Genomic DNA, 20862 nt, shown 5'->3' with positions numbered 1-20862 from the left:
AATAATTAGTAATAAGTTATCTTCATAATATTTTATACTTTGAGTTTGTTAAAAGACTTATGTATAGGGGATGGTACACAAGTACTTTAATAACGCTCAATTAGATATCTTAATTCAAACTTTGGGGTGAGATTATGAATAAGGGGTATGTTCAGTCACAAAGTAACAACGCATGGAGATTTTTTGTTTTTAGTTTTATTGGGATTTTATGTTTTTTCGTACCAATTGAAATTGCCGGGACGAGTTCTATAATTGTAGACCATGTCCATTTAGCGATTCGTGCATTATTTGGTGGGCTCATGCCATATATTGCTTTAATTATGATTTTAGCTGGTGCTATCTTACCATTAATTAGGAAAAGTTTTAAGAATTCATTTGCCGATTTTGTCATTGTCGTATTTAAAGTCCTTGGCGCTATCATTGGTGTGATGTACGTTTTTCATTTTGGTCCAGCATTATTATTCAAAAAGGATTACGGTCCGTTCCTATTTGAACAACTCATGATGCCATTAAGCGTGCTAATTCCTGTTGGTGCTATAGCACTCTCATTACTTGTGAGTTATGGATTGCTAGAATTTGTAGGTGTGTTTATGGAACCAGTGATGCGTCCTATTTTTAAAACACCAGGAAAGTCAGCAGTAGATGCCGTAGCTTCATTTGTAGGAAGTTACTCGCTTGGATTATTAATTACGAATCGAGTGTATAAAGAAGGATTATATAATAAAAGAGAAGCGACAATCATTGCCACTGGATTCTCAACTGTTTCTGCCACATTTATGATTATTGTGGCGAACACATTGGGTTTAATGCCACATTGGAATTTATATTTCTGGGGAACATTAGTTATCACATTCATAGTAACTGCCATTACTGCCTGGTTACCACCTATTGTCAATGAATCAACGGAATATTATAACGGACAAGAAGGTGAACCAGAGGTAGAAATTGTGGGTAGTCGTTTGAAAACTGCTTATGCAGAAGCATTGAAGAAAAATGCTGCGACACCTTCGTTAGCTAAAAATGTTTGGGATAACTTACGAGACGGATTAGAAATGACGATTGCAATCTTGCCTTCTATTTTATCAATTGGATTCCTAGGATTAATACTGGCAAACTTTACACCAGTGATTGATTGGCTAAGTTATATATTCTATCCATTTATCTATATATTCCCAACGCCAGATCAAGCACTACTCGCTAAAGCTTCAGCAATATCTATTATCGAAATGTTCTTGCCATCATTGCTCGTAGCTAAAGCTGCACTAAGCACAAAATTCATCGTAGGTGTTGTCAGCGTATCAGCAATTATCTTCTTCTCAGCTTTAGTACCATGTATTATGGCTACTGAAATAAAAATACCGATATGGAAATTAGTCGTAATTTGGTTCTTACGCGTTGTATTAACACTGTTAATTACAATTCCATTAGGTTTATGGATATTTTAAACCTATACATTTATAAATTAAAGGTGGAACATGCATTGTCATGTCCCACCTTTATTCAATCGTTTTGTTATCCATAAATGCTTACGCAAATTACTAACGTACGCTTGTATAATTTGCTATTTAACTATAAGTGCTCCGCTTCAACTACCCTTTATAATTTCTTGATAAATAACTTTCGAAAGTTTCTGGTTTATCTCCTGTTAGCTGTTCAATATCTGTCGATTGTTGATCAAGCAACCCCATTGCTCCCGCTTGATACATTGAAGCAAGTAAAGGACCAAATCCTTTCGGTTCATCATACATTTTACCGAAAGTTTCTAAAGATACTGGTTCATAAATAATTTCTGTTCCACTTACATTTGTTAAAATTTGTGCTAGTTGTTCCATTGAATAACTGTAACCTGAAAGTAAATATCTGGAACCTAAAAATGTTGGATCTTTAAGTATCGCAACGATACCTTTTGCAATATCTGCTCTAGAAATATAGTTGATTTTCCCATTACCTACTGGATAAATTAACTTGCCTAGTTCCTTTAATTCTGATAGATATGGGACAAGTGGATCCATGTACATTGCATTGCGCACATAAGTGTATGGAATGCCACTTGAAGCGAGCAATCTTTCAGCGTAGCCAAAGTATGGACTCATATGAAATGGGTTATTGTGTTGATCAGCATAATAACCGACAAACAGTATATGTGAAACTTGTGCTGTTTTAGCTGCTGTTACTAAATTTTCAACTTCTGGTAATCTTTTAAATGATGGATGAATAATACTTGGAATAAATACTACTAAGTCTATATCTTGGAATGCTTCAATCATACTATCTACATTGAAATAATCTAATTGTCTAACTGATAATTCACTTTTCCATTGCTCCGGCACCTTATCAATATTTCGCACACCAATGTTAAAGTCCGGAACCTCTGACTCAAGTGCTAATTCTGTGATATACGTGCCTAAGTTACCCGTTGCTCCTGTCAATAATATCTTCATGCTATCCCTCACTTCAAACATGTATTAATTTCAATTACAAGTACAACTTATTACTTTTCCATCTTAGTGTCAAATTGTTCGACTGTGCAAATTCCTTACATATTACAAAAAATGAGTCTAGCATTATTTACTAAACTCATCTAAATAAAATAATAATATTTAAATTACTCTTCGTTACCATTTTCATCGTACTTCGTAACATAGCCATCTTTGTCGATAATATATGAACCAGCTAAATCACCGTCTTTATCAGTAAACGAGAATCCCCACTCGCCGTTACCACGCTTTTCAGGTTCTTTATATGTATAGTTATCTGTATCTAAATATTCGCCTTCATATGATTCGACAATATCAATAACATTATCACGTGTTACATAAGTATCGTTATGATTTTGTGCTGTAGCATTCTGTTGATCACTTTGCGAACTATTACTTTGATTACTATTTTGTGAGTTGTTAGAATTTGATTGATTGTCATTACTTTGTTGATCATTATTTTTTTGACTATCGTTACTTTTTGACTCTGAGCTTGATTTATTAGAGTCATCGCCACCTGTATTAATATTGATATCACATGCAGAAAGCATAATAGCAGATGTTATTGTAGCAATCGCCACATATTTAAACTTCATAATATAATCCCCTTTTCCTAATATTAAACTTATTTATATATAATTATATACAAAAAGTAGCGCAATATCTAATTGTTTTTTTATTTCTTTGTCATTCAACGTAAAACGTTTTATTGTTTATTTAGCTACCAATGAGACACCTCTCAATTTATTAAAAATATAAGTTTCATGTGAAACTTTTTTAAAATTGAAATTTGCTATTTTAATTAAAGTGAATATAGCTATTTGGAGCTAACAGTCTTTTCCATATCAATCACTTCAAAAATATCTTTCACTATAATATTATTATTTTGTACAACTATCTAACTTTTCTGAAATTTAATTTTGATTAATCAAGGGGGCTTAATTATGTATAAAATTGCAGTAGCTGGCGCAGGTGCCATGGGCGGCAGAATTGGGGTTGCATTACATCAAGCAGGGCACAATGTGACACTTATTGATGATTGGCAAGCTCATGTGCAAAATATCAATAATGATGGTATGAAAATTCAGACTGAAACAGATGCATATACTGTATCAATCCCTGCTATCTTATCCAAAGATGTTGCTGATACATATGATCTCATTATTTTATTAACAAAGTCTATGCAATCTGAATCGATGTTAACACAGCTAAAAAATGGTGGTGCTATTCATGAGAATACAGCCATATTGAGTATGATGAACGGTTTAGGCCACGAAGAACGTTTATCAAAAATTGTCCCACTGCATCAAATTTATCTAGCAGTAACTATGTGGTCTGCAGGGCTGAAAGGACCTGGTCATTTATTATTGGAGGGTACAGGTTCTATTAATTTCCAATGCGCTAATGGTGTAAACAATGAGATTAGTGAAACAATTGCACACATTTTAAATACTGCAAATTTAAACGCGACTATAAGCAACAATGTCTTTGAAGCCATTTGGACAAAGGTCACAGTTAATTGTGTACTTAACCCACTCTGTACCATATTAAATCAACGTATTGGAGAGTTTGGTGCTTATTCCAAAGTAAACGAGATGGTCTCATTAATCATAGATGAAATTGTTACTGTAGCACACGCCAAAAACATAGAAATTGAAGCCGACACATTACTAAATACGATTACCGCGATGTATCCAGATTCTGAACAAGGGTTGCATTACCCATCCATGTACCAAGATTTGAATAATGGTAGACCGACAGAAATTGATTTCTTGAATGGACAAATTGCTAAATACGGACAGGAACTTGATGTACCAACACCTATCAATCAAATGCTGACACATCAAATACATCAATTAGAAAGGAATCAACTTTAAATCACTACTCGCATCGACAGCATATAGTTAGGGCCACCCGCCAAGATTAATCTATCTTTACGGATGGCCTCTTTTTTATAAATAGATGATATCATTTTTTGCTGATCAAAAGGGCTTGAGTCACGTCTAAATCTCGGACTCACTTATCTTTCTCAAGTGTTTCACGTGTCATATCATACCTTTATATTGAAACTACAAAACACAAGAGATTCTAATTTGTTACCAACCTCATTACTTTTTATAAAAAGTTAATAATTACGGTTTTCTAATCTTATTGTTTACGTACAACTTTACGTTCATATATGAAATTAACAAAATTCAATATGATTCCCAATAGAATGATACTTGCTGAAACAAATGTAATTTCAATATATGGTAAGCTGATATTCAATAATAGAGAACCTAATATAGCACCTATAAAGTTAGCCAAATTAAATACTGAAGCAGCCAATGTACTTGCTAATAATGGTGCTTCATGTGCATTTAAAATAATCATACTATTAAGCAATGGTGTAGTTCCAAATGTACCAAAGCCGAACATAAAGCAAATGATAAACGCTAATACTGTAACATGTAAGACTGTTACAAATAGTGCAATCGTAATAAACAATAACAAGAACGTATAGAATAAATACTGTGTTAACTTTCTTTGTGGGATATTACCAGTCGTTAAATTACCAATAACTCCGCCTAGACCAAACATAAATAGACATACTGTTAAGCCGACCGTCTTAAATGGTGCAAATTCATGAATCATTGGCTCCATAAATGTATAAGACGTAAACACACCTGAAAATCCAAAAACAATAATCGCTATAATAATCAGAATATGTTTATTCTTAAAGACTGTTAATTCATCCTTTACATTGGCTTCCGTACTTAAACTTACATTTGGAGTGAATTTTAGTACACCTATAAATGTGATCACTGCCAAGAGAACCATAATGCCAAATACAGTTCTCCAATTTGTAAAGCTACCTAAAAACGAACCAAAAGGTACGCCAATCATTACTGCAATCGTTAAACCTGCTTGAACTAATGCAATAGCTTGCGTTTTCTTAGCAGGTGGCGCAATTGTTGCTGCAACACTCATACAAACACCGAAAAATGGTGCATGCATTGCTGCAGATAATAATCTTGAAAGCAGTAATACATAAAAGTTCGGTGCCAGCATTCCTATAATATTACTAACAATAAAGATCCCAACTAAAATTGGTAATAGCTTTTTTGCAGAATAATTAATCGTTGCAATTCTCATAAAAGGGCCAATAATCGCTACACTTATTGCATATACACTAATGAGCAAACCTGCATTAGATATTGAAACATGCATATCATTGGCGATTTGTGTTAACAATCCTGTAACAACATATTCTGCCATCCCTACTGTAAATGTACCAATCATAAAGATAATAAAGATTAAATTATTATTTTTCATTACTGTTCCCCTCCCTTTTAACTATATGTGATACTCTCTCACAAAAATTCATAGGTGCTATATTACAAAAAATCCAACTAAATTAAAAGAGGTTTTAGTAAGTTTTTACTGATATATCAAGTTTTCATAAAATTTTCAAATTTAAAATCATCGTGATACTTTGCAAATTTAATACATAACTTCAACTATTAGATTGTGGTATACCTTCTGTCATAGGGGGACAATAATCGAATCTTGATAGTAACTTTTCTCCTAATTTAATCACTACCAACTAACGCATTTATCAGTAAGTTCATTATTGATTAGTTGTACCGAATTATTTTGTCACTTAAGCACAAAATTCCAGTCAGGATTTAGCAATTTTGGCATACCTATACAAAATATAGATGATAAACTAAAACTATAATATGTGAATAATTTCACAATATAAAGGAGACGAAGTTTATGACTAAAGTTTTTATAGCAGGTGCTATTCCTGAAGCTGGTCTTAATCAACTTAAGGCACATTTTGATGTAGATATGTATACTGGAGATACCTTAATTTCAGAATCAGAACTTATCGAAAAAGTACAAGATGTGGATGCCTTAATCACTTTACTATCAACGAATGTCGGTGCAAAAGTGATGGATGCTGCTCCAAATTTAAAAATCATTGCAAACTATGGTGCTGGTTTTAACAATATAGATATTAAGGCTGCACGTAAACGTGATATTAATGTTACTAATACACCTATTACTTCAACAAATGCTACTGCAGATTTGACTATGGGTATATTACTTGCTGTTGCTAGACGTATTCCTGAAGGAGATCAACTGTGTCGTACTACTGGATTTAATGGATGGTCACCATTATTTTTCAGAGGTCGTGAAGTCTCAGGCAAGACAATTGGAATCATTGGTTTAGGTGAAATCGGTACTGCTGTTGCCAGACGTGCTAAAGGCTTTGGTATGGATATCTTATACTCAGGACCTACACGTTACCCAGAAAAAGAAGCCGAATTAAACGCAAAACACGTCGAATTAGATGTACTACTGACATGTTCTGACTTTGTAACTATCAATTGTGCCTATAACGATCAATTGCACCATATGATTGATTATCAAGCACTACAAAAAATGAAACCAACATCTTATTTAATCAATGCATCTCGAGGTCCAATTGTTTGCGAAGCAGACCTTGTTAAAGCACTTGAAGACAAACTCATCGAAGGTGCTGCATTAGATGTATTTGAATTTGAACCACAAATTACAGATGCACTTAAGTCTATGACAAATGTAGTTATAACGCCACACATTGGCAATGCTACATTCGAAGCCCGAGATATGATGGCTAATATTGCAGCAACTAACGTCGTAAAACAACTTACTGGAGCATTACCAGATTATATTGTGAACTGACAGGAGTGACACCATGATTAATACTAAAAATCGTTTTTTTAACATTAAAGACCTCCCATCATTTTCAGAAGAAGCAGCAAAAAAAACGACATTCTATCAATCACAAATATCAGCAGGAGCCATGTGGTGCTTGAAACCAGGACAATCTCTTCCTTGCCATACACATAAAAATGCCGACGATGTTTGGATTGTACTTCAAGGTGAAGGGACATTTATCACTAACCACTTTAAAGAAATGCCTATCAAGGCTGGGGATATTTTCGTTTCATTTCCTGGCGATGCGCATGGCATGGTTAATACCAGTGATGAAGACTTCATTATGTTAGGTTTCGCAACTCCAATGCCTCTTGATTTCAATAAATACGAAGGCGAAGATGAATGTTAACACTTTATTATATTAAAAGGCCCATCAATGAGTTTCAAAGCTCATTGATGGGCTATTGTAATATGTCAGTTATTCCTACTTAATTTGTATATATCATAAACAAAACGATGTTCTATTTTCCCCACAAGAATTGAATTAAATCATCTGCAACTTCACTATTCTCATGTAACTGACTGTGTTGTGCATCGTCTCCATTAAATTGTTTTTCTTTATATGATTTAGGACTATCACCTAGTAAATACTTCAGTGACTTCGCTGAACTAATAGAAACACTACCGTCAGAGTGCGTACCGTCTTCTAAGTCACCAAAGATATTCAGCACTTCTATATTTTTACCTTTATAAACCTGTTTGAGCTTACGAAATTCTTGATACGGCGGATTCATTCGACTCGGTTTGCCATTTGAATCAACACTAATTTCATTTACTTTTTCATTCATATTCAAGACACCATTAAATGGGCCAGCGATATTCACTTGCTTATCTAATTTCGGCAATGATTTGTCATTTCCATAGGTTAACATATATTGCGATAAGGTCATATTTCCCATAGAGTGTCCAACGAAGTTAAAATGTTGGAAATGATATTTGTGTTGTAGCTTTACTAATACGTTTTTGAGCCACTGTGCATTTTTAGCATAATCCCCTTGCTTATTATCTTCAAATTGTACTTGTACGATTGGATTATTCGCATTTTTTGAAAGCTTCCCTCTTAATACTACATCACCATCTTTTGAAACAGTCACAGTGATAATGTTTTTAGAAACCCCTTGTGCTTTAGCTCTTTGAACCATATATTTTTCAGAATTAACACTGCCCGCATAGCCATGTAAAAACAAAGTTGGTACTTGCTTGTTCGCAAATTCTGAACCACTTGTAGCTTGTGAATCCTGTTTCTTATGCGTAAAAGTAACCAATAATACAATTCCTAAAACAACAACTAACAGAGTAGTTAAAATAGTAATCCATAATTTCTTCAATAGTCTAACCTCGATTCCTTACATTTAAACTAAGTATAATGTATGTTAGAAAAAATTGCCTCAAACTATCCCTTATAAAGTCATTAATCTATTGTGCACATTTGCTAAAAGTACTACAAAATTTTAAAATTATTCTAAAGCATTATACTTTTATAGATTTAAAACTAACTGGAGTGATAAATATGGAAAGTAGTATTAAACAGTTGAAAGATATGATTGATTCATCAAACAAGATCGTTTTTTTCACTGGAGCAGGTATATCAGTTGCTAGTGGCATTCCTGATTTCCGTTCGGTTGGAGGACTGTATGATGAAATTTCGAAAAATGGATACGCTCCAGAATATTTACTAAGTGATGAATATTTAAAAAGCGACCCTTCTGGATTTATTAATTTTTGTCATCAATATCTACTATTTGCAGACAAAAAACCTAATAGCGTTCATCAATGGATCGCTCAATTAGAACAAGATAAACGTTCATTAGGCGTCATCACTCAAAATATAGACGGACTACATGCTGATGCTGGCAGCACACATGTTGACGAATTACATGGCACACTCAATCGCTTTTACTGTACGCATTGCAATCATGAATATTCAAAAAATGATGTTATCACCAAAAATTTACGCGCTTGTGAAACATGCGGTGAGCCAATCAGACCAGACATCGTACTTTATGGAGAAATGCTCAATCAAGGTACTATATTCAATGCACTACATAAAATCAAGTCCGCAGATACATTAGTTGTACTTGGATCATCACTCGTAGTTCAACCTGCTGCTAGCCTCATCTCTAATTTCGAAGGCGATAACCTTATTATCATTAACCGAGATGCTACACCATACGACCATGACGCTAATCTAGTTATCAATGACGATATGGTCACTGTAATTAATAAATTAACTGATTTAGAGTAAGATAATCCTGGGGCATAATAAAAAAGCAGAGCACTATAAACAGCACTCTGCTTCTGAAACTTCCACTTAAATTTTGTCATATTACTACTATACAAACAAACTTATAAATAAAATAAATATAATTCCTGAAACTGACAAAATGGTTTCTAAAAGTGACCACGTTAAAAATGTTTCTTTAATAGTCAGACCAAAATATTCTTTAAACATCCAGAACGCCGCATCATTAACATGAGAAAAGATTAGACTCCCAGCACCTATGGCCAAGACAGCAAGTGCAACATTCGTGTCCGAATTTTGTACAATAGGTAATATAATTGCCGTCGTCGATATACCTGCTACCGTTGCTGATCCCAATGCAATACGCAGTACCGCAGCTATAATCCAAGCAAACAGTAACGGAGACATAGTTGTATTTGTAAAACTCTCTTTAATCGTATCGCCTACGCCACCGTCTATTAGAATTTGTTTAAATGCACCACCGCCACCAATAATGAGTAGCATCATGCCAATTGGATAAATAGAGTTCGTAACAGACTCCATGGTTTCTCCAATTCGTTTTCCTCTCCATAATCCCATAGAAAATATAGCAAATATAACTGAAATCACCATAGCTGTTCCTGCTGTTCCTATAAAATACACAAAGTTCTCAATATAATTCATACCCTTACCATCTTCGTGACCTGTTATTAATTGTAAAATCGTAGATAATAACATTAATATCACAGGTAGCAATGCTGTAAAGACACTCAAACCAAAACTCGGCATTTCATTTTCGGAAAACTTCTTTTGAGAACCTAATTCTGAAATATCCCCTTCTTTTCGAAATGCAGAGGGTGCAATTTTTTCTGCCACTTTTAAAAATAAAGGTCCAGATATAATCGCTACAGGTATCGCAATGATGATGCCATACATGAGTACTTCTCCAATATTGGCATGTAACTCTTTCGCGATAACTGTTGGTCCGGGATGTGGTGGTAAGAATCCATGCGTTACGGAAAGTGCCGCCATCATAGGAATTCCAATTTTTAATTGTGATACCTTAAGTTTTTTGGCAATTGTAAATACTAATGGTATAAGCAATACTAAACCAACTTCTAAAAATAAGGCTATACCTACAATAAACGAAGCAATGATGATTGCCCATTGTGTATATTTTTCTCCAAATTTCGAAATCAGTGTTTCTGCAATTCTATTCGCACCACCACCATCAGAAAGTAATTTACCTAACATTGCCCCAAGACCAAATATTAAAGCAATATGACCAAGTGTACTTCCTATTCCACTTTCAATACTTCCCATTATTTTTTCCATTGGTATGTTTAAAAATAAACCTGCAATGATCGATGTAATAATTAGTGAAACAAATGTATTTAACTTTAATACTATAATTAAAATTAAAAGAATGGCGACACTGATAACTACACTAAATATAACGCCAACTAAGCTCATATTTATCCCCCTTACGACCCTTTACCATTCGGCAATAGAGCCATCCTTATGTTTCCATACTGGATTTTTCCAATTATGACTTTCTTTTGCTTTTTCCTTAACATAATCTTCATCAATTTCAATGCCTAAACCAGGTCCGTCAGGTATTTTCACAAAACCATTTTCATATTTAAAAATGCTTCTATCTTTCACATAATCCAATAAATCATTTCCTTTGTTATAATGGATACCTAAACTTTGCTCTTGTATAATTGCATTATGACAAGTTGCATCTACTTGCAAACAAGCAGCTAGAGCAATAGGACCCAGTGGGCAGTGTGGTGCTGCTGCAACATCATAAGCTTCTGCCATAGATATAATCTTTTTACATTCCGTAATACCACCCGCATGAGACAAATCAGGTTGAATAATATCTACATAACCTTCCGCTAATAAAGATTTATAATCATAACGTGAATACATTCTTTCCCCAGTTGCAATTGGTGTCGAAAAGTTCGATAAATGTTTCAAACTATCATTATGTTCTGGTAAAACAGGCTCCTCAATAAATAATGGATGCAGCGGTTCTAACTCTTTAAACAAAATTTTCGCCATAGGTTTATGTACACGACCATGAAAATCAATGCCTATACCAAAGTCCTCTCCCATTTTCGTTCGAATCGCACTTACACGTTCAACAACTTCTTGAACTTTCCTAAAATCATCAATATATTGTAATTCTTCGGTAGCATTCATTTTAATTGCTGTGAATCCTTTATCTGCAACTTTTTGAGCTTCTATCGCAACATCCGTAGGTCTATCTCCACCAATCCATGAATAGACTTTAATATTTTCACGCGCTTTACCACCTAATAATTGATGCACTGGTGCATTAAGATACTTTCCTTTAATATCCCAAAGCGCCTGATCGATCCCAGCAATTGCACTCATCAATATTGGACCACCTCTATAAAATGAAGAACGATACATTTGATTCCATAATCCTTCAATATTACTTGGATCCTCACCAATAATTTGATCCATTAATTCAGTCACTGCTGCTTTCACAGTCGCGGCTTTACCTTCAATAACTGGCTCACCCCAACCAGAAATACCACAATCCGTTGTAATTTTTAAAAACAACCATCTCGGTGGTACCTGATACAATTCATAACTTTTAATTTTCATATTAATAGCCTCCTAGTTTAACTTTTCAAGTAACTTTTCTGCTTTCAATTTGATTTCATGCAATGTTGTTCTATTAATTTCAAGATTATTTTTTACAATCGCGCTACTGACACCGACACCAATTGCACCTACATCAATGTATTGCTTAATATTTTCTAAATTAATTCCACCCGTCGGTAACAAATCAACTTCATTTAATGGCGCTAAAATATCTTTGATATAGCCTGCTCCCATTTCAGATATTGGAAATACTTTCACTATATCTGCACCGGTATTCATAGCAAACGTAATTTCAGAAGGTGTCAACGCACCTGGAATGGAAATCTTATGATTATTTTTCGTACATGTTATTACTTCTTTATTCGTATCTGGCGAAATAATAAATTTTGCTCCTGCATTTATGGCTTGTTGACAATCTTCTGCATTTAAAACAGTACCTGCGCCTATATACATTGCTTCTCCATAAATTTCATTTAAATCGCTAATAGATTTTAATGCCTCCGGAGAATTCAACGTGACTTCAACTAGTTTAATCCCCGCTTCATATAGTTGTTCTACTATTTTCAATGTATCTTCAGTATCATATCCTCTAATGATTGATATGATTTTGTGTTCTTTTATTAGATCAATGTTCATATAAAGCACTACCTTTCCACATCACTTAGTTGATGATTTATAAATTTTTCTAATTCATTGAGCGTTGGTAACCCATAAAAATCTCCATAAGCCGTTGTGGCCAATGCGCCCATAGCTAGCGCATATTGAGACATTTGCGCTAAGTTTTCCAATCCATATTTTTCAAGTCCATATATTAATCCAGCAGCAAAAGCGTCACCTGCACCTACCGAATCAATTTCATTAACATGATATGCTGATTTAAAGCATTGTGCTTTTTGATTTGCAAAAAAGGCACCGTTTGAGCCATCTTTAATAACTAACAACTTATGATTAAGTTCCTTTGCAATCGTTTCATTCGCATTATTTCCAAATAGAATCTGTGCTTCACTGCTACCAGTTAGTAAAATATCTACATCTTGGGCAATTTTGTTATAAAAGCACTTAAATTCATCTTGAGCCCATAATTTCCCCCTATAATTCGGATCAAATATCACTGTTAATCCTCTAGTTTTCGCTTCTTTAATTAAAGCTAAAGTAGTGTTGTAAGTTAGTTCACTTAATGCCGGTGTAATACCAGTAATATACAAAATGGATGCGCTTTCAAATATATCTTTAAAAAAAGGCTTAATATCATAATGATTCACTGCACTGTTCTGTCTAAAATAATCTACATGAATCGTATTGGATACGCCTCTTTCTTTAGTCATGAGTCCAGTGGAAAAATTGTTTAATGTTGTTAAAAAATGCGTTCCTACAGCTTCCCCATTCAACTGATATCGTATAGCATCACCTATCGCATCATTACCTACTGCTGTAATAAACTGTGAAGATAAACCTAATTTAGCTAAACCAATCATTGTATTAACTTCCGCACCTGCAATATGAAATTGTGCATGATCTCGATATACGAACTTACCATCATTAATTGAAAACACACCCATGACTTCTCCATATGAAATTACAGTCAATATATATTCACTCCATTTCTTGTTAAACCCATTGCCTTCGAAATAAAATAAGCATTTTGCTTAATAAGTCCTGGGATATTTTTATTTTCAATAATTCTTTCCTTAGGTCCAGCACAACTTATTGCACCAACAACTTGCTGCGCATCATTCAATATTGGTGCCGCGATGCAATATAAACCCATCTCATTTTCCTCATCATCAATGGCATAACCTTGTGCTTTAAACATCGCTAACTGCTTTTTAAGATCAGCATAATTACCTACAGTTTTGGGTGTGATTGCTTCAAATTTAATATGCTCAAACATTTCATCTAATAAATTGCTGTCATACATGGATAAACAAGCTTTGCCCAATCCTGTAGAATATATCGGTTTATTCGTTCCAGGTTGTGCAGTCGTTCTAATAGACCTATTACTATCAATCTTAGTTAGGTAAATCATTTCATTGTATTGAGGATAAGCAAGAAAAATTGTTTCATTTATTTTGTCATTTAGATTTTTAATATAAGTTAAACTCTCATTATATAAATCCAAATCTTCTCGAGCCCTATTGCCCAAATTAATCAACTTATGCCCTAATAAATATTTATTTTGATAATCCTTCCTAATATATTTAGAATCCAACATTGTTTTAAGTAAATTAAACAAACTACTTGGTGGAATATTTAAGGCATCACCTATTTCCTTCTCACTCAATGGTAGCGATGCATCCTTCAATAACTCTAAAACATCAAATACACGCTTTGCAGATTTAACTATACTCACCATCCCCCTCCTTATTTCATATATGTGAAATGAAAATATATATGTGAAAGCACAAGAATATAATCATATTATTTTTAATTTGTCAATATTACATCATTTTGATTTGGAATATGTTTTATAAATCAATACATCATAAATTTGTTTAATACTATTTATTATTTTTATTAATCGAATATTATAATGATTGCGCTTCCAAACATTATAATGTTATAATCTTTTTGCGAGGTGATATTGTGTGAAAAGTACAGGAATAATAAAAAACATATTATTAGTAGAAAAAGAAACACGAATGGATGTTTCACTTGAGGCAGGTGTCGTCAAAGAGATAGGAAAAGCCAATACATTAAAAGGCCCCATACTTTTTGACGGTTCTGAGTCTTATTTGTCAACGGGATGGATTGATTTGCATGTACATGCATTTTCTGACTTTAGTCCATATGGAGATGATATAGATGCTATCGGGGTTAAGCAAGGTGTTACAACGATTGTTGACGCTGGAAGTTGTGGTTCCGATAGGATTGATGAACTGTATCAACGTGCATTATATAGTGATACACAATTATTTTCATTCTTAAATATATCAAAAATAGGTCTAGAGAGAATTGATGAATTGTCTAATTTATCTTGGATAGACAAGGAATTATGTATATCTGCTGCACACAAATATCCAGATATGATTATCGGTCTAAAAGCTCGTATAAGTAGCAGTGTTGTAAAAGGTAATGGTACTGTTCCTCTAAAAAACGCAATAGAAATAAGTGAACAATTAAAATTGCCTATTATGACACACATCGGGTCTGCACCACCAAAAATTCAAGATGTCATACCACTATTACGACAAGGCGATGTCATTACACATTTCTTAAATGGTAAAGATAATAATCTATTTGATGAAAATGGAGAACCATTGAACGTCCTTAAAGAAGCTGTTGATAGAGGCGTTAATTTAGATGTAGGTCATGGCAATGCTAGTTTTTCATTTGAAGTAGCTAAGCAAGCACAAAGTGCAAATATACACTTTGATACGATTAGTACTGATATTTATAAAAAAAACAGAATACACGGACCCGTATATAGTTTATCTAATGTCTTATCAAAATTTTTATATTTAAACTATAGTCTAAAAGAAATTATTAATGCAGTAACGCTTAAACCAGCGAAAATTATAAATAAACCTCAATTGGCAGAATTTAGAGAAGGTATTCTAGCAAATTTAACTCTATTTGATGTAGTTGATGAAGAAATATCCCTTATAGATTCAGCACAACAAAAAGTCAAAACGAAAAAATTTATTAAGGAAAGAGGCGTAGTTACAAATGGCAAATTCATTAAATTATAAATATGGCTTAAAACAAGTCATTAATGCCAGTGGAAGAATGAGCATTCTTGGTGTATCTTCACCAACCAACTCAGTCATGGAAGCAATGAAATTCGGCGGACAAAATTATGTAGAAATTGAAGAATTGGTTAAGCAATCAGGATTGTATATTGCGAATAAACTTAATTCAGAAGATGCTGTTGTTGTAAACTCCGCTTCGAGCGGGATAGCATTATCAATTGCAGGCGTTATAACAGGGGGAAATGAACGAAAAAGCCAAAGACTTCATAATGATAAAATTAGCAAAAATGAAGTGATTATTTTTAAAGGACATAATGTTCAATATGGTGCACCTATAGAAACTATGATCTATTTAGGTGGTGGATCAGTTGTTGAAGTAGGTTATGCCAATGAAGGTAAGGCACAACATATACAAGAAGCAATTAATGAAAACACCGCTGCGATACTATATGTAAAATCCCATCATGCAGTACAAAAAAACATGGCAAACGTAGATGAAATATATGAAGTCGCACAGAAAAATAATATTCCTTTTATAGTAGATGCAGCTGCAGAAGAAAATTTAGAAAAATATATACAGTGTTCAGATATGGCTATTTTTAGTGGATCAAAAGCTATACAAGGACCTACAACCGGTATTGTGGCAGGTAAAAAGAATTTTATTGATGCAACTAAAGTGCAGCTACACTTTATAGGACGAAGTATGAAGGTAGGTAAAGAGTCTACTTTTGGACTATTACAAGCACTCGATGAATATTTTGAAAAAGTAGATACCTCTATACATGAAAAAGAAGAACTACAAAAACTAGATAGATTGAACAATTATAAGGAAATAAATTTAGAAATTGTTCAAGATGAAGCAGGCAGAGAAATTTATAGAACACGTGTACATGTAGATTCACCAACATTAACTGCAGAATCAGTTGTTGAGAAATTAAAATTGGCTGAAATTGCTATTTATACACGAGATTATGGTGTTAAACAAGGATTTTTTGACATTGATCCAAGACCATTAAAAGATGGCGAGATAGAGATTATCTATAAAACGATTGTTCAAATAATGGAGGGTGAAATTTAATGAAAATATCAGACAGATTTTATAAAGGCAAAGTAGCGCTTAACGTGTTAGCAAAAGGTGAACAAAATATTCAAGATGTCTATCAAGCAGCAGATAAAAAGGTAGTTGTTGGCGTATTATCAAAAGATTATAAGACTGTGGATGATGCTGTAGATAGTATGCGTGCTTTAGGTTCAAACGTTGATGATGCAATATCAATTGGATTAGGCGCTGGTGATAATAGACAAGCAAAAGTTGTCTCAAACATTGCAAAATGTTATCAAGGTTCACATATTAATCAAGTATTTACAAGCGTAGGACAAACTACAGCTAATGCAAATGATGAATCTTGGGTCAATGCTTTAGTGTCACCTTCTGGCAAAGTAGGTTATGTGAATATATCGACAGGTCCGATTAGTAGTACTGATTCTGAAAAAGCGATTATACCTATAAAAGCAGCTATTAATCTAATTAAAGATATGGGTGGAAATTCTATTAAATTCTTTCCAATGGGCGGTTTAGATACAGTTGAAGAATATAAAGCCGTAGCTCAAGCATGTGGAGAAACAAATTTCGGTCTAGAACCAACAGGCGGCATTACAAAAGAAAACTTTGAAGCTATTTTAAAAATTGCTCTAGATTATAATGTTCCTAAAATCATACCTCATGTATATTCTTCCATAATTAGCAAAGATACAGGCTTAACTTATGTTGAAGATGTAGAATGGCTAACTACTAAAATGAAATCTCTAGTTGATCAATATGAATAAAAACATTGTTGCTTACGGAGAAATAATGATGCGTTTAGAAGTTCCAGACAACCTTTTGCTTAGACAAGCAGAGAATTTAAAATACTCATTTACAGGAACAGGCGTAAATATTACGGGACTATTAGCTCAATTTGGATATAGCTCTAGTTTAATCAGTGCTGTACCAGATAATTCAATTGGTTCCTCTGCAATTGGTGCCATACGTAGATTAGGCATTCATAGTGATTTGATTATTAAAAATAACGACAATTTGGGTATGTATTTTTTAGAAAAAGGCTTCGGCAACCGTTCAAGCAACGTAACTTATACTAATAGACAACACAGTAGTTTTAATACTACAGATATTTCAAAATATGATTTAATACAATCACTAAAAGATGTCGACATCTTGCATATATGTGGTATCACACTCGCTATGAATCAATTAACCCGCGATAACATTATGAAATTAGTGAAAGCAGCAAAAGAGCAAAACATTAAAATAGTATTCGATTGTAATTTCAGGGCTTCCTTATGGGGAGAAAATGGCAATCAACGTGCGAAACCATTTTACGAAACAATATTATCACAAGCCGATATCGTCATAATGAATGAAAAAGATGCAATTCAAACGTTAGGTCTTTCAACAAACCATCAAACAAAAGAAGGTCAACTAGAAGAACTGTTACCTATTGTAGCTCAAAAATTTAACATAAATAAAATTGCAGGAACGATACGAACTGTACAAGATAGCACTCATAATACCATTAAGGGCTACTTATATAGTAACGAAAATATGTATTACTCTAAAATATATGATGTTAATATCTTAGATAGAATTGGCACTGGCGATGCTTACACCTGCGGCATTATACATGGAGAACTTTCAAGCATGGCACCACAAGATGTCGTATCATTTTCAACAGCTTCTTGTGTACTCGCACATACAATTTCTGGAGATACACCATTGTTTGATACTGATGATATAATAAAAATCATAAATAATGAAAAAAACGATATTGAGAGGTAATTGATTTATGACAAAATTATCATCAGCCAAAGGACCTTTATATTTACAAATCAAACAAATTATTGAAGATAGAATTATTCATGGTATATACACAGTAGGAAACTATATACCTACAGAAATAGAATTCGAAAAAGAATTTAACGTAAGCAAAGTAACAGTAAGAGCCGCAATTAAAGAGCTAGTCAATTTAGGTTACTTAGAAAAGAAAAGCGGCAAAGGCACTACAGTAATTAGTCACAAACAAGCGGACACACAAACAAAAAATAAAAATTTCACAGAAAAACTTGTAGAACAAGGTAATAAAATCCAAAAAATCATTAAAGATATTACAGTAATAACACACGAAAAAGATAGTCATTTATTTAAAATGTTTGGCACAAAATCCTATAAACTTACAAGAATTTACTTATTAAATGATCAACCCTATATACTATTCGAGCACTATTTGCCCTACCCACTTAATATTTTAAGTGATGTGGATAAATCTAAAGAAAATAACGATCTATCAATATATAAAATTTTAGAAACAGATAAATTAGAGATTCAAGACATAGAAGATGAATTTTCTGCTGATTTTAATCAAGATGCTGCATTACAACTAAACCTTGATACAAATAAGCCATTACTCATTAGAGAAAGAAAATCTTATTCCGTAGATGGCGCAGTGTTAGAGTATAGTATTGGTTATTATAATAGTGAATTGAAAAAATATGGCATCAGTCTAAAAGATTGATGCAGATTTTTTATAGTATTTTGAAAGCGCTAACATAACTGGAGGAACATGGATGGATTCTAACATTTATTTATTAATTATTACACTACTGTCAATTGTAATTGTTATTTTAGGCGTTGCATGGTGGAAATGGCACGCATTTATTAGTTTAACGGTTGCCAGCTTATTTTTAGCAATATTAGCAGGCTTATCTCCCGAAAAAATTGTAACAGCTTATGAATCAGGTGTTGGCGATGTGCTTGGTCACCTCGTAGGCATATTAGCACTAGGAACAATCTTGGGTAAACTTATGTCCGATTCAGGTGCAGGCATGCAAATTTCTGATTTTCTTGTTAAAGCCTTAGGATATAAAAAACTGCCTTGGGCAATGATGTTATCAGGTTTTATTATTGGTATACCTGTGTTCTTTGAAGTCGGTATTGTTATTTTATTACCACTCGTTATTTCAATTCATAAAACGACTAAAGCAAATATATTACTCATATCAATTCCATTACTAGCTGGCTTATCTATTGTACATGGTATTGTCCCTCCTCACCCTGGAGCGATGACTGCCATAGGTATTTACGAAGCTAATTTAGGAAAAGTATTGCTCTATTCTCTTATCATAGCATTGCCAACTGCAATTATAGCTGGTCCAATATTCGGCAAATTTATTAGTAAACGACTCACACCAGAAAATCCGCCTAATATTATTAAAGTTGAGAATAAAACAAATGTCTTTCCAAGTGTTGCTATTTCATTTTTAGTTATTGCCTTACCAGTATTATTAATGTTGTTATCTATAGTTACGCCGTATTTAGGAAACATACCAAATCTATTAAAAAACACTTTATTATTTATAGGTAGCCCCGTTATTGCACTACTGATTTCATGCTTTGTCGCCTTTTATTTATTAGGATTTAAACAAGGCATGAACAAAAATGTAATCAAAGATTTAGTAGAAGAATGCATTTTACCGGTGGGTTCAATTATTTTAATTATCGGAGCTGGTGGTGGATTTAAAGAGATACTGATTGAAACAGGTGTAGGTGACACAATTGCACAAATGACAGAACACCTTTCAATCTCACCACTACTCTTAGCATTTTTAGTAGCCGGACTAATACGTGTTGCTACCGGATCTGCCACAGTTGCATTAACAACAGCTGCAGGTATTGTGTCACCCATTATCCAACATATGTCTGGAGTGAACTTAGAATTATTAGTTATTGCCACAGGCGCAGGTTCCTTAATGCTTTCCCATGTTAATGACGCTGGATTTTGGATGGTTAAAGAATATTTAGGTTTAAATGTGAAAGAAACTTTTAAAACTTGGTCAGTGATGGAAACATTGCTCGCATTAATTGCCTTTGGTTTCGCGTATATCATTGATTCATTTATGTAAATTTTGCGGAGGGATTAGAGGATTAAACAGAACAACCATCTATACAAGACATCAAAAGTTACAATTTGATTTAGTATAAATATTCAAAGGATTGCTCCCAAACTTTTCTGGAAGCAATCCTTTGATTTTT

The 20862-nt window shown here is 33.5% G+C and carries 20 protein-coding genes and 1 pseudogene; 11 read left to right on the top strand and 10 right to left on the bottom strand.

Translation table 11 applies throughout. From position 1 onward, the window contains the following. Positions 1-134 precede the first annotated feature (134 nt). Positions 135-1445: a YjiH family protein gene (locus ACY191_RS02135; RefSeq protein WP_229366705.1), complete on the top strand. Its 1311-nt coding sequence runs from the start codon at positions 135-137 to the stop codon at positions 1443-1445. Positions 1446-1589: 144 nt separating this feature from the next. On the opposite strand, the gene ACY191_RS02130 is transcribed toward ACY191_RS02135, so the two are convergent. Together ACY191_RS02130 and ACY191_RS02125 are read right to left on the bottom strand one after the other, a co-directional pair. Continuing rightward, the gene (locus ACY191_RS02130; RefSeq protein ID WP_229366706.1) at positions 1590-2441 is read right to left on the bottom strand and encodes an SDR family oxidoreductase; all 852 of its coding nucleotides are present in this window, start codon (positions 2439-2441) and stop codon (positions 1590-1592) included. A 164-nt stretch (positions 2442-2605) separates the two neighbouring features. Continuing rightward, positions 2606-2818, bottom strand: a pseudogene (locus ACY191_RS02125) (hypothetical protein); the annotation flags it as partial. Positions 2819-3421: 603 nt separating this feature from the next. Between ACY191_RS02125 and ACY191_RS02120 the strand changes: the two are divergent. After that, entirely contained in the window at positions 3422-4354 is a 933-nt protein-coding gene (locus ACY191_RS02120; protein ID WP_229366707.1) for a ketopantoate reductase family protein, read from the top strand. Here the strand turns inward: ACY191_RS02120 and ACY191_RS02115 are convergent. Both ACY191_RS02115 and ACY191_RS02110 read right to left on the bottom strand, forming a co-directional pair. Further along, on the bottom strand, positions 4351-4497 hold the full coding sequence (locus tag ACY191_RS02115) for a hypothetical protein (RefSeq protein ID WP_158001711.1): 147 nt from the start codon (positions 4495-4497) through the stop codon (positions 4351-4353). The genes ACY191_RS02120 and ACY191_RS02115 overlap by 4 nt on opposite strands. A gap of 128 nt (positions 4498-4625) precedes the next feature. Next, on the bottom strand, positions 4626-5792 hold the full coding sequence (locus tag ACY191_RS02110; protein ID WP_229366708.1) for an MFS transporter: 1167 nt from the start codon (positions 5790-5792) through the stop codon (positions 4626-4628). Between the two features lie 444 nt (positions 5793-6236). Here ACY191_RS02110 and ACY191_RS02105 point away from each other — a divergent pair, with 444 nt between their 5' ends. Beyond that, positions 6237-7190, top strand: a complete 954-nt coding sequence (locus ACY191_RS02105) for an NAD(P)-dependent oxidoreductase (protein ID WP_463269890.1) — start codon at positions 6237-6239, stop codon at positions 7188-7190. A 13-nt stretch (positions 7191-7203) separates the two neighbouring features. Then, positions 7204-7575, top strand: a complete 372-nt coding sequence (locus ACY191_RS02100; protein ID WP_107527153.1) for a cupin domain-containing protein — start codon at positions 7204-7206, stop codon at positions 7573-7575. 112 nt (positions 7576-7687) lie between these two features. On the opposite strand, the gene ACY191_RS02095 is transcribed toward ACY191_RS02100, so the two are convergent. Further along, positions 7688-8554 (bottom strand): alpha/beta hydrolase, encoded by an 867-nt coding sequence (locus ACY191_RS02095; protein WP_229366710.1) that lies wholly within the window; start codon positions 8552-8554, stop codon positions 7688-7690. 182 nt (positions 8555-8736) lie between these two features. Between ACY191_RS02095 and ACY191_RS02090 the strand changes: the two genes are divergently transcribed. Further along, positions 8737-9471: an NAD-dependent protein deacylase gene (locus tag ACY191_RS02090; RefSeq protein WP_229366711.1), complete on the top strand. Its 735-nt coding sequence runs from the start codon at positions 8737-8739 to the stop codon at positions 9469-9471. Positions 9472-9558: 87 nt separating this feature from the next. Here the strand turns inward: ACY191_RS02090 and ACY191_RS02085 are convergent, their stop codons facing one another. Genes ACY191_RS02085 through ACY191_RS02065 form a run of 5 tightly spaced genes read right to left on the bottom strand, consistent with a single transcriptional unit; the run spans position 9559 to position 14437 of the window. Continuing rightward, positions 9559-10920 carry a gluconate:H+ symporter gene (locus ACY191_RS02085; RefSeq protein ID WP_229366712.1) on the bottom strand — a complete coding sequence of 454 codons (1362 nt, stop codon included), beginning with the start codon at positions 10918-10920 and terminating at the stop codon, positions 9559-9561. A gap of 21 nt (positions 10921-10941) precedes the next feature. Next, complete coding sequence (dgoD, locus tag ACY191_RS02080; protein ID WP_229366713.1) at positions 10942-12087, bottom strand: galactonate dehydratase; 1146 nt, start codon at positions 12085-12087, stop codon at positions 10942-10944. A 12-nt stretch (positions 12088-12099) separates the two neighbouring features. Continuing rightward, positions 12100-12723: a bifunctional 4-hydroxy-2-oxoglutarate aldolase/2-dehydro-3-deoxy-phosphogluconate aldolase gene (locus ACY191_RS02075; RefSeq protein WP_229366714.1), complete on the bottom strand. Its 624-nt coding sequence runs from the start codon at positions 12721-12723 to the stop codon at positions 12100-12102. An 8-nt stretch (positions 12724-12731) separates the two neighbouring features. Then, positions 12732-13673, bottom strand: coding sequence for a sugar kinase (locus ACY191_RS02070; RefSeq protein ID WP_229366715.1), 942 nt, complete (start codon positions 13671-13673; stop codon positions 12732-12734). After that, entirely contained in the window at positions 13670-14437 is a 768-nt protein-coding gene (locus ACY191_RS02065; RefSeq protein WP_229366716.1) for an IclR family transcriptional regulator, read from the bottom strand. The genes ACY191_RS02070 and ACY191_RS02065 overlap by 4 nt, the downstream gene beginning before the upstream one ends. A gap of 289 nt (positions 14438-14726) precedes the next feature. Between ACY191_RS02065 and ACY191_RS02060 the strand changes: the two genes are divergently transcribed. Genes ACY191_RS02060 through ACY191_RS02035 form a run of 6 tightly spaced genes read left to right on the top strand, consistent with a single transcriptional unit; the run spans position 14727 to position 20732 of the window. Next, complete coding sequence (locus ACY191_RS02060) at positions 14727-15776, top strand: amidohydrolase/deacetylase family metallohydrolase (RefSeq protein ID WP_229367403.1); 1050 nt, start codon at positions 14727-14729, stop codon at positions 15774-15776. Next, the gene (locus ACY191_RS02055) at positions 15754-16854 is read left to right on the top strand and encodes a DgaE family pyridoxal phosphate-dependent ammonia lyase (protein ID WP_107579592.1); all 1101 of its coding nucleotides are present in this window, start codon (positions 15754-15756) and stop codon (positions 16852-16854) included. Before ACY191_RS02060 ends, ACY191_RS02055 begins: the two co-directional genes overlap by 23 nt. Further along, positions 16854-17603 carry a 2-dehydro-3-deoxy-phosphogluconate aldolase gene (dagF, locus tag ACY191_RS02050; RefSeq protein WP_229366717.1) on the top strand — a complete coding sequence of 250 codons (750 nt, stop codon included), beginning with the start codon at positions 16854-16856 and terminating at the stop codon, positions 17601-17603. Before ACY191_RS02055 ends, dagF begins: the two co-directional genes overlap by 1 nt. Further along, the gene (locus ACY191_RS02045) at positions 17596-18612 is read left to right on the top strand and encodes a sugar kinase (RefSeq protein WP_107579602.1); all 1017 of its coding nucleotides are present in this window, start codon (positions 17596-17598) and stop codon (positions 18610-18612) included. Before dagF ends, ACY191_RS02045 begins: the two co-directional genes overlap by 8 nt. A 7-nt stretch (positions 18613-18619) precedes the next feature. Continuing rightward, entirely contained in the window at positions 18620-19345 is a 726-nt protein-coding gene (locus ACY191_RS02040) for a GntR family transcriptional regulator (RefSeq protein WP_229366718.1), read from the top strand. 52 nt (positions 19346-19397) lie between these two features. Further along, positions 19398-20732: a GntT/GntP/DsdX family permease gene (locus tag ACY191_RS02035; protein ID WP_229366719.1), complete on the top strand. Its 1335-nt coding sequence runs from the start codon at positions 19398-19400 to the stop codon at positions 20730-20732. Positions 20733-20862 lie beyond the last annotated feature (130 nt).

The organism is Staphylococcus sp. TCBT05 (assembly GCF_055179755.1).
The sequence above is the reverse complement of the archived record's forward strand: the minus strand, read 5'-3'. Positions and strand labels throughout refer to the sequence as shown.

Excerpts from the sequence above, each read along its gene's own strand:
- ACY191_RS02135 (WP_229366705.1), top strand. The coding sequence starts at position 135 with ATGAATAAGGGGTATGTTCAGTCACAAAGTAACAACGCATGGAGATTT.
- ACY191_RS02130 (WP_229366706.1), bottom strand. The coding sequence starts at position 2,441 with ATGAAGATATTATTGACAGGAGCAACGGGTAACTTAGGCACGTATATC.
- ACY191_RS02120 (WP_229366707.1), top strand. The coding sequence starts at position 3,422 with ATGTATAAAATTGCAGTAGCTGGCGCAGGTGCCATGGGCGGCAGAATT.
- ACY191_RS02110 (WP_229366708.1), bottom strand. The coding sequence starts at position 5,792 with ATGAAAAATAATAATTTAATCTTTATTATCTTTATGATTGGTACATTT.
- ACY191_RS02105 (WP_463269890.1), top strand. The coding sequence starts at position 6,237 with ATGACTAAAGTTTTTATAGCAGGTGCTATTCCTGAAGCTGGTCTTAAT.
- ACY191_RS02100 (WP_107527153.1), top strand. The coding sequence starts at position 7,204 with ATGATTAATACTAAAAATCGTTTTTTTAACATTAAAGACCTCCCATCA.
- ACY191_RS02090 (WP_229366711.1), top strand. The coding sequence starts at position 8,737 with ATGGAAAGTAGTATTAAACAGTTGAAAGATATGATTGATTCATCAAAC.
- ACY191_RS02085 (WP_229366712.1), bottom strand. The coding sequence starts at position 10,920 with ATGAGCTTAGTTGGCGTTATATTTAGTGTAGTTATCAGTGTCGCCATT.
- dgoD (WP_229366713.1), bottom strand. The coding sequence starts at position 12,087 with ATGAAAATTAAAAGTTATGAATTGTATCAGGTACCACCGAGATGGTTG.
- ACY191_RS02075 (WP_229366714.1), bottom strand. The coding sequence starts at position 12,723 with ATGAACATTGATCTAATAAAAGAACACAAAATCATATCAATCATTAGA.
- ACY191_RS02060 (WP_229367403.1), top strand. The coding sequence starts at position 14,727 with ATGGATGTTTCACTTGAGGCAGGTGTCGTCAAAGAGATAGGAAAAGCC.
- ACY191_RS02055 (WP_107579592.1), top strand. The coding sequence starts at position 15,754 with ATGGCAAATTCATTAAATTATAAATATGGCTTAAAACAAGTCATTAAT.
- dagF (WP_229366717.1), top strand. The coding sequence starts at position 16,854 with ATGAAAATATCAGACAGATTTTATAAAGGCAAAGTAGCGCTTAACGTG.
- ACY191_RS02045 (WP_107579602.1), top strand. The coding sequence starts at position 17,596 with ATGAATAAAAACATTGTTGCTTACGGAGAAATAATGATGCGTTTAGAA.
- ACY191_RS02040 (WP_229366718.1), top strand. The coding sequence starts at position 18,620 with ATGACAAAATTATCATCAGCCAAAGGACCTTTATATTTACAAATCAAA.
- ACY191_RS02035 (WP_229366719.1), top strand. The coding sequence starts at position 19,398 with ATGGATTCTAACATTTATTTATTAATTATTACACTACTGTCAATTGTA.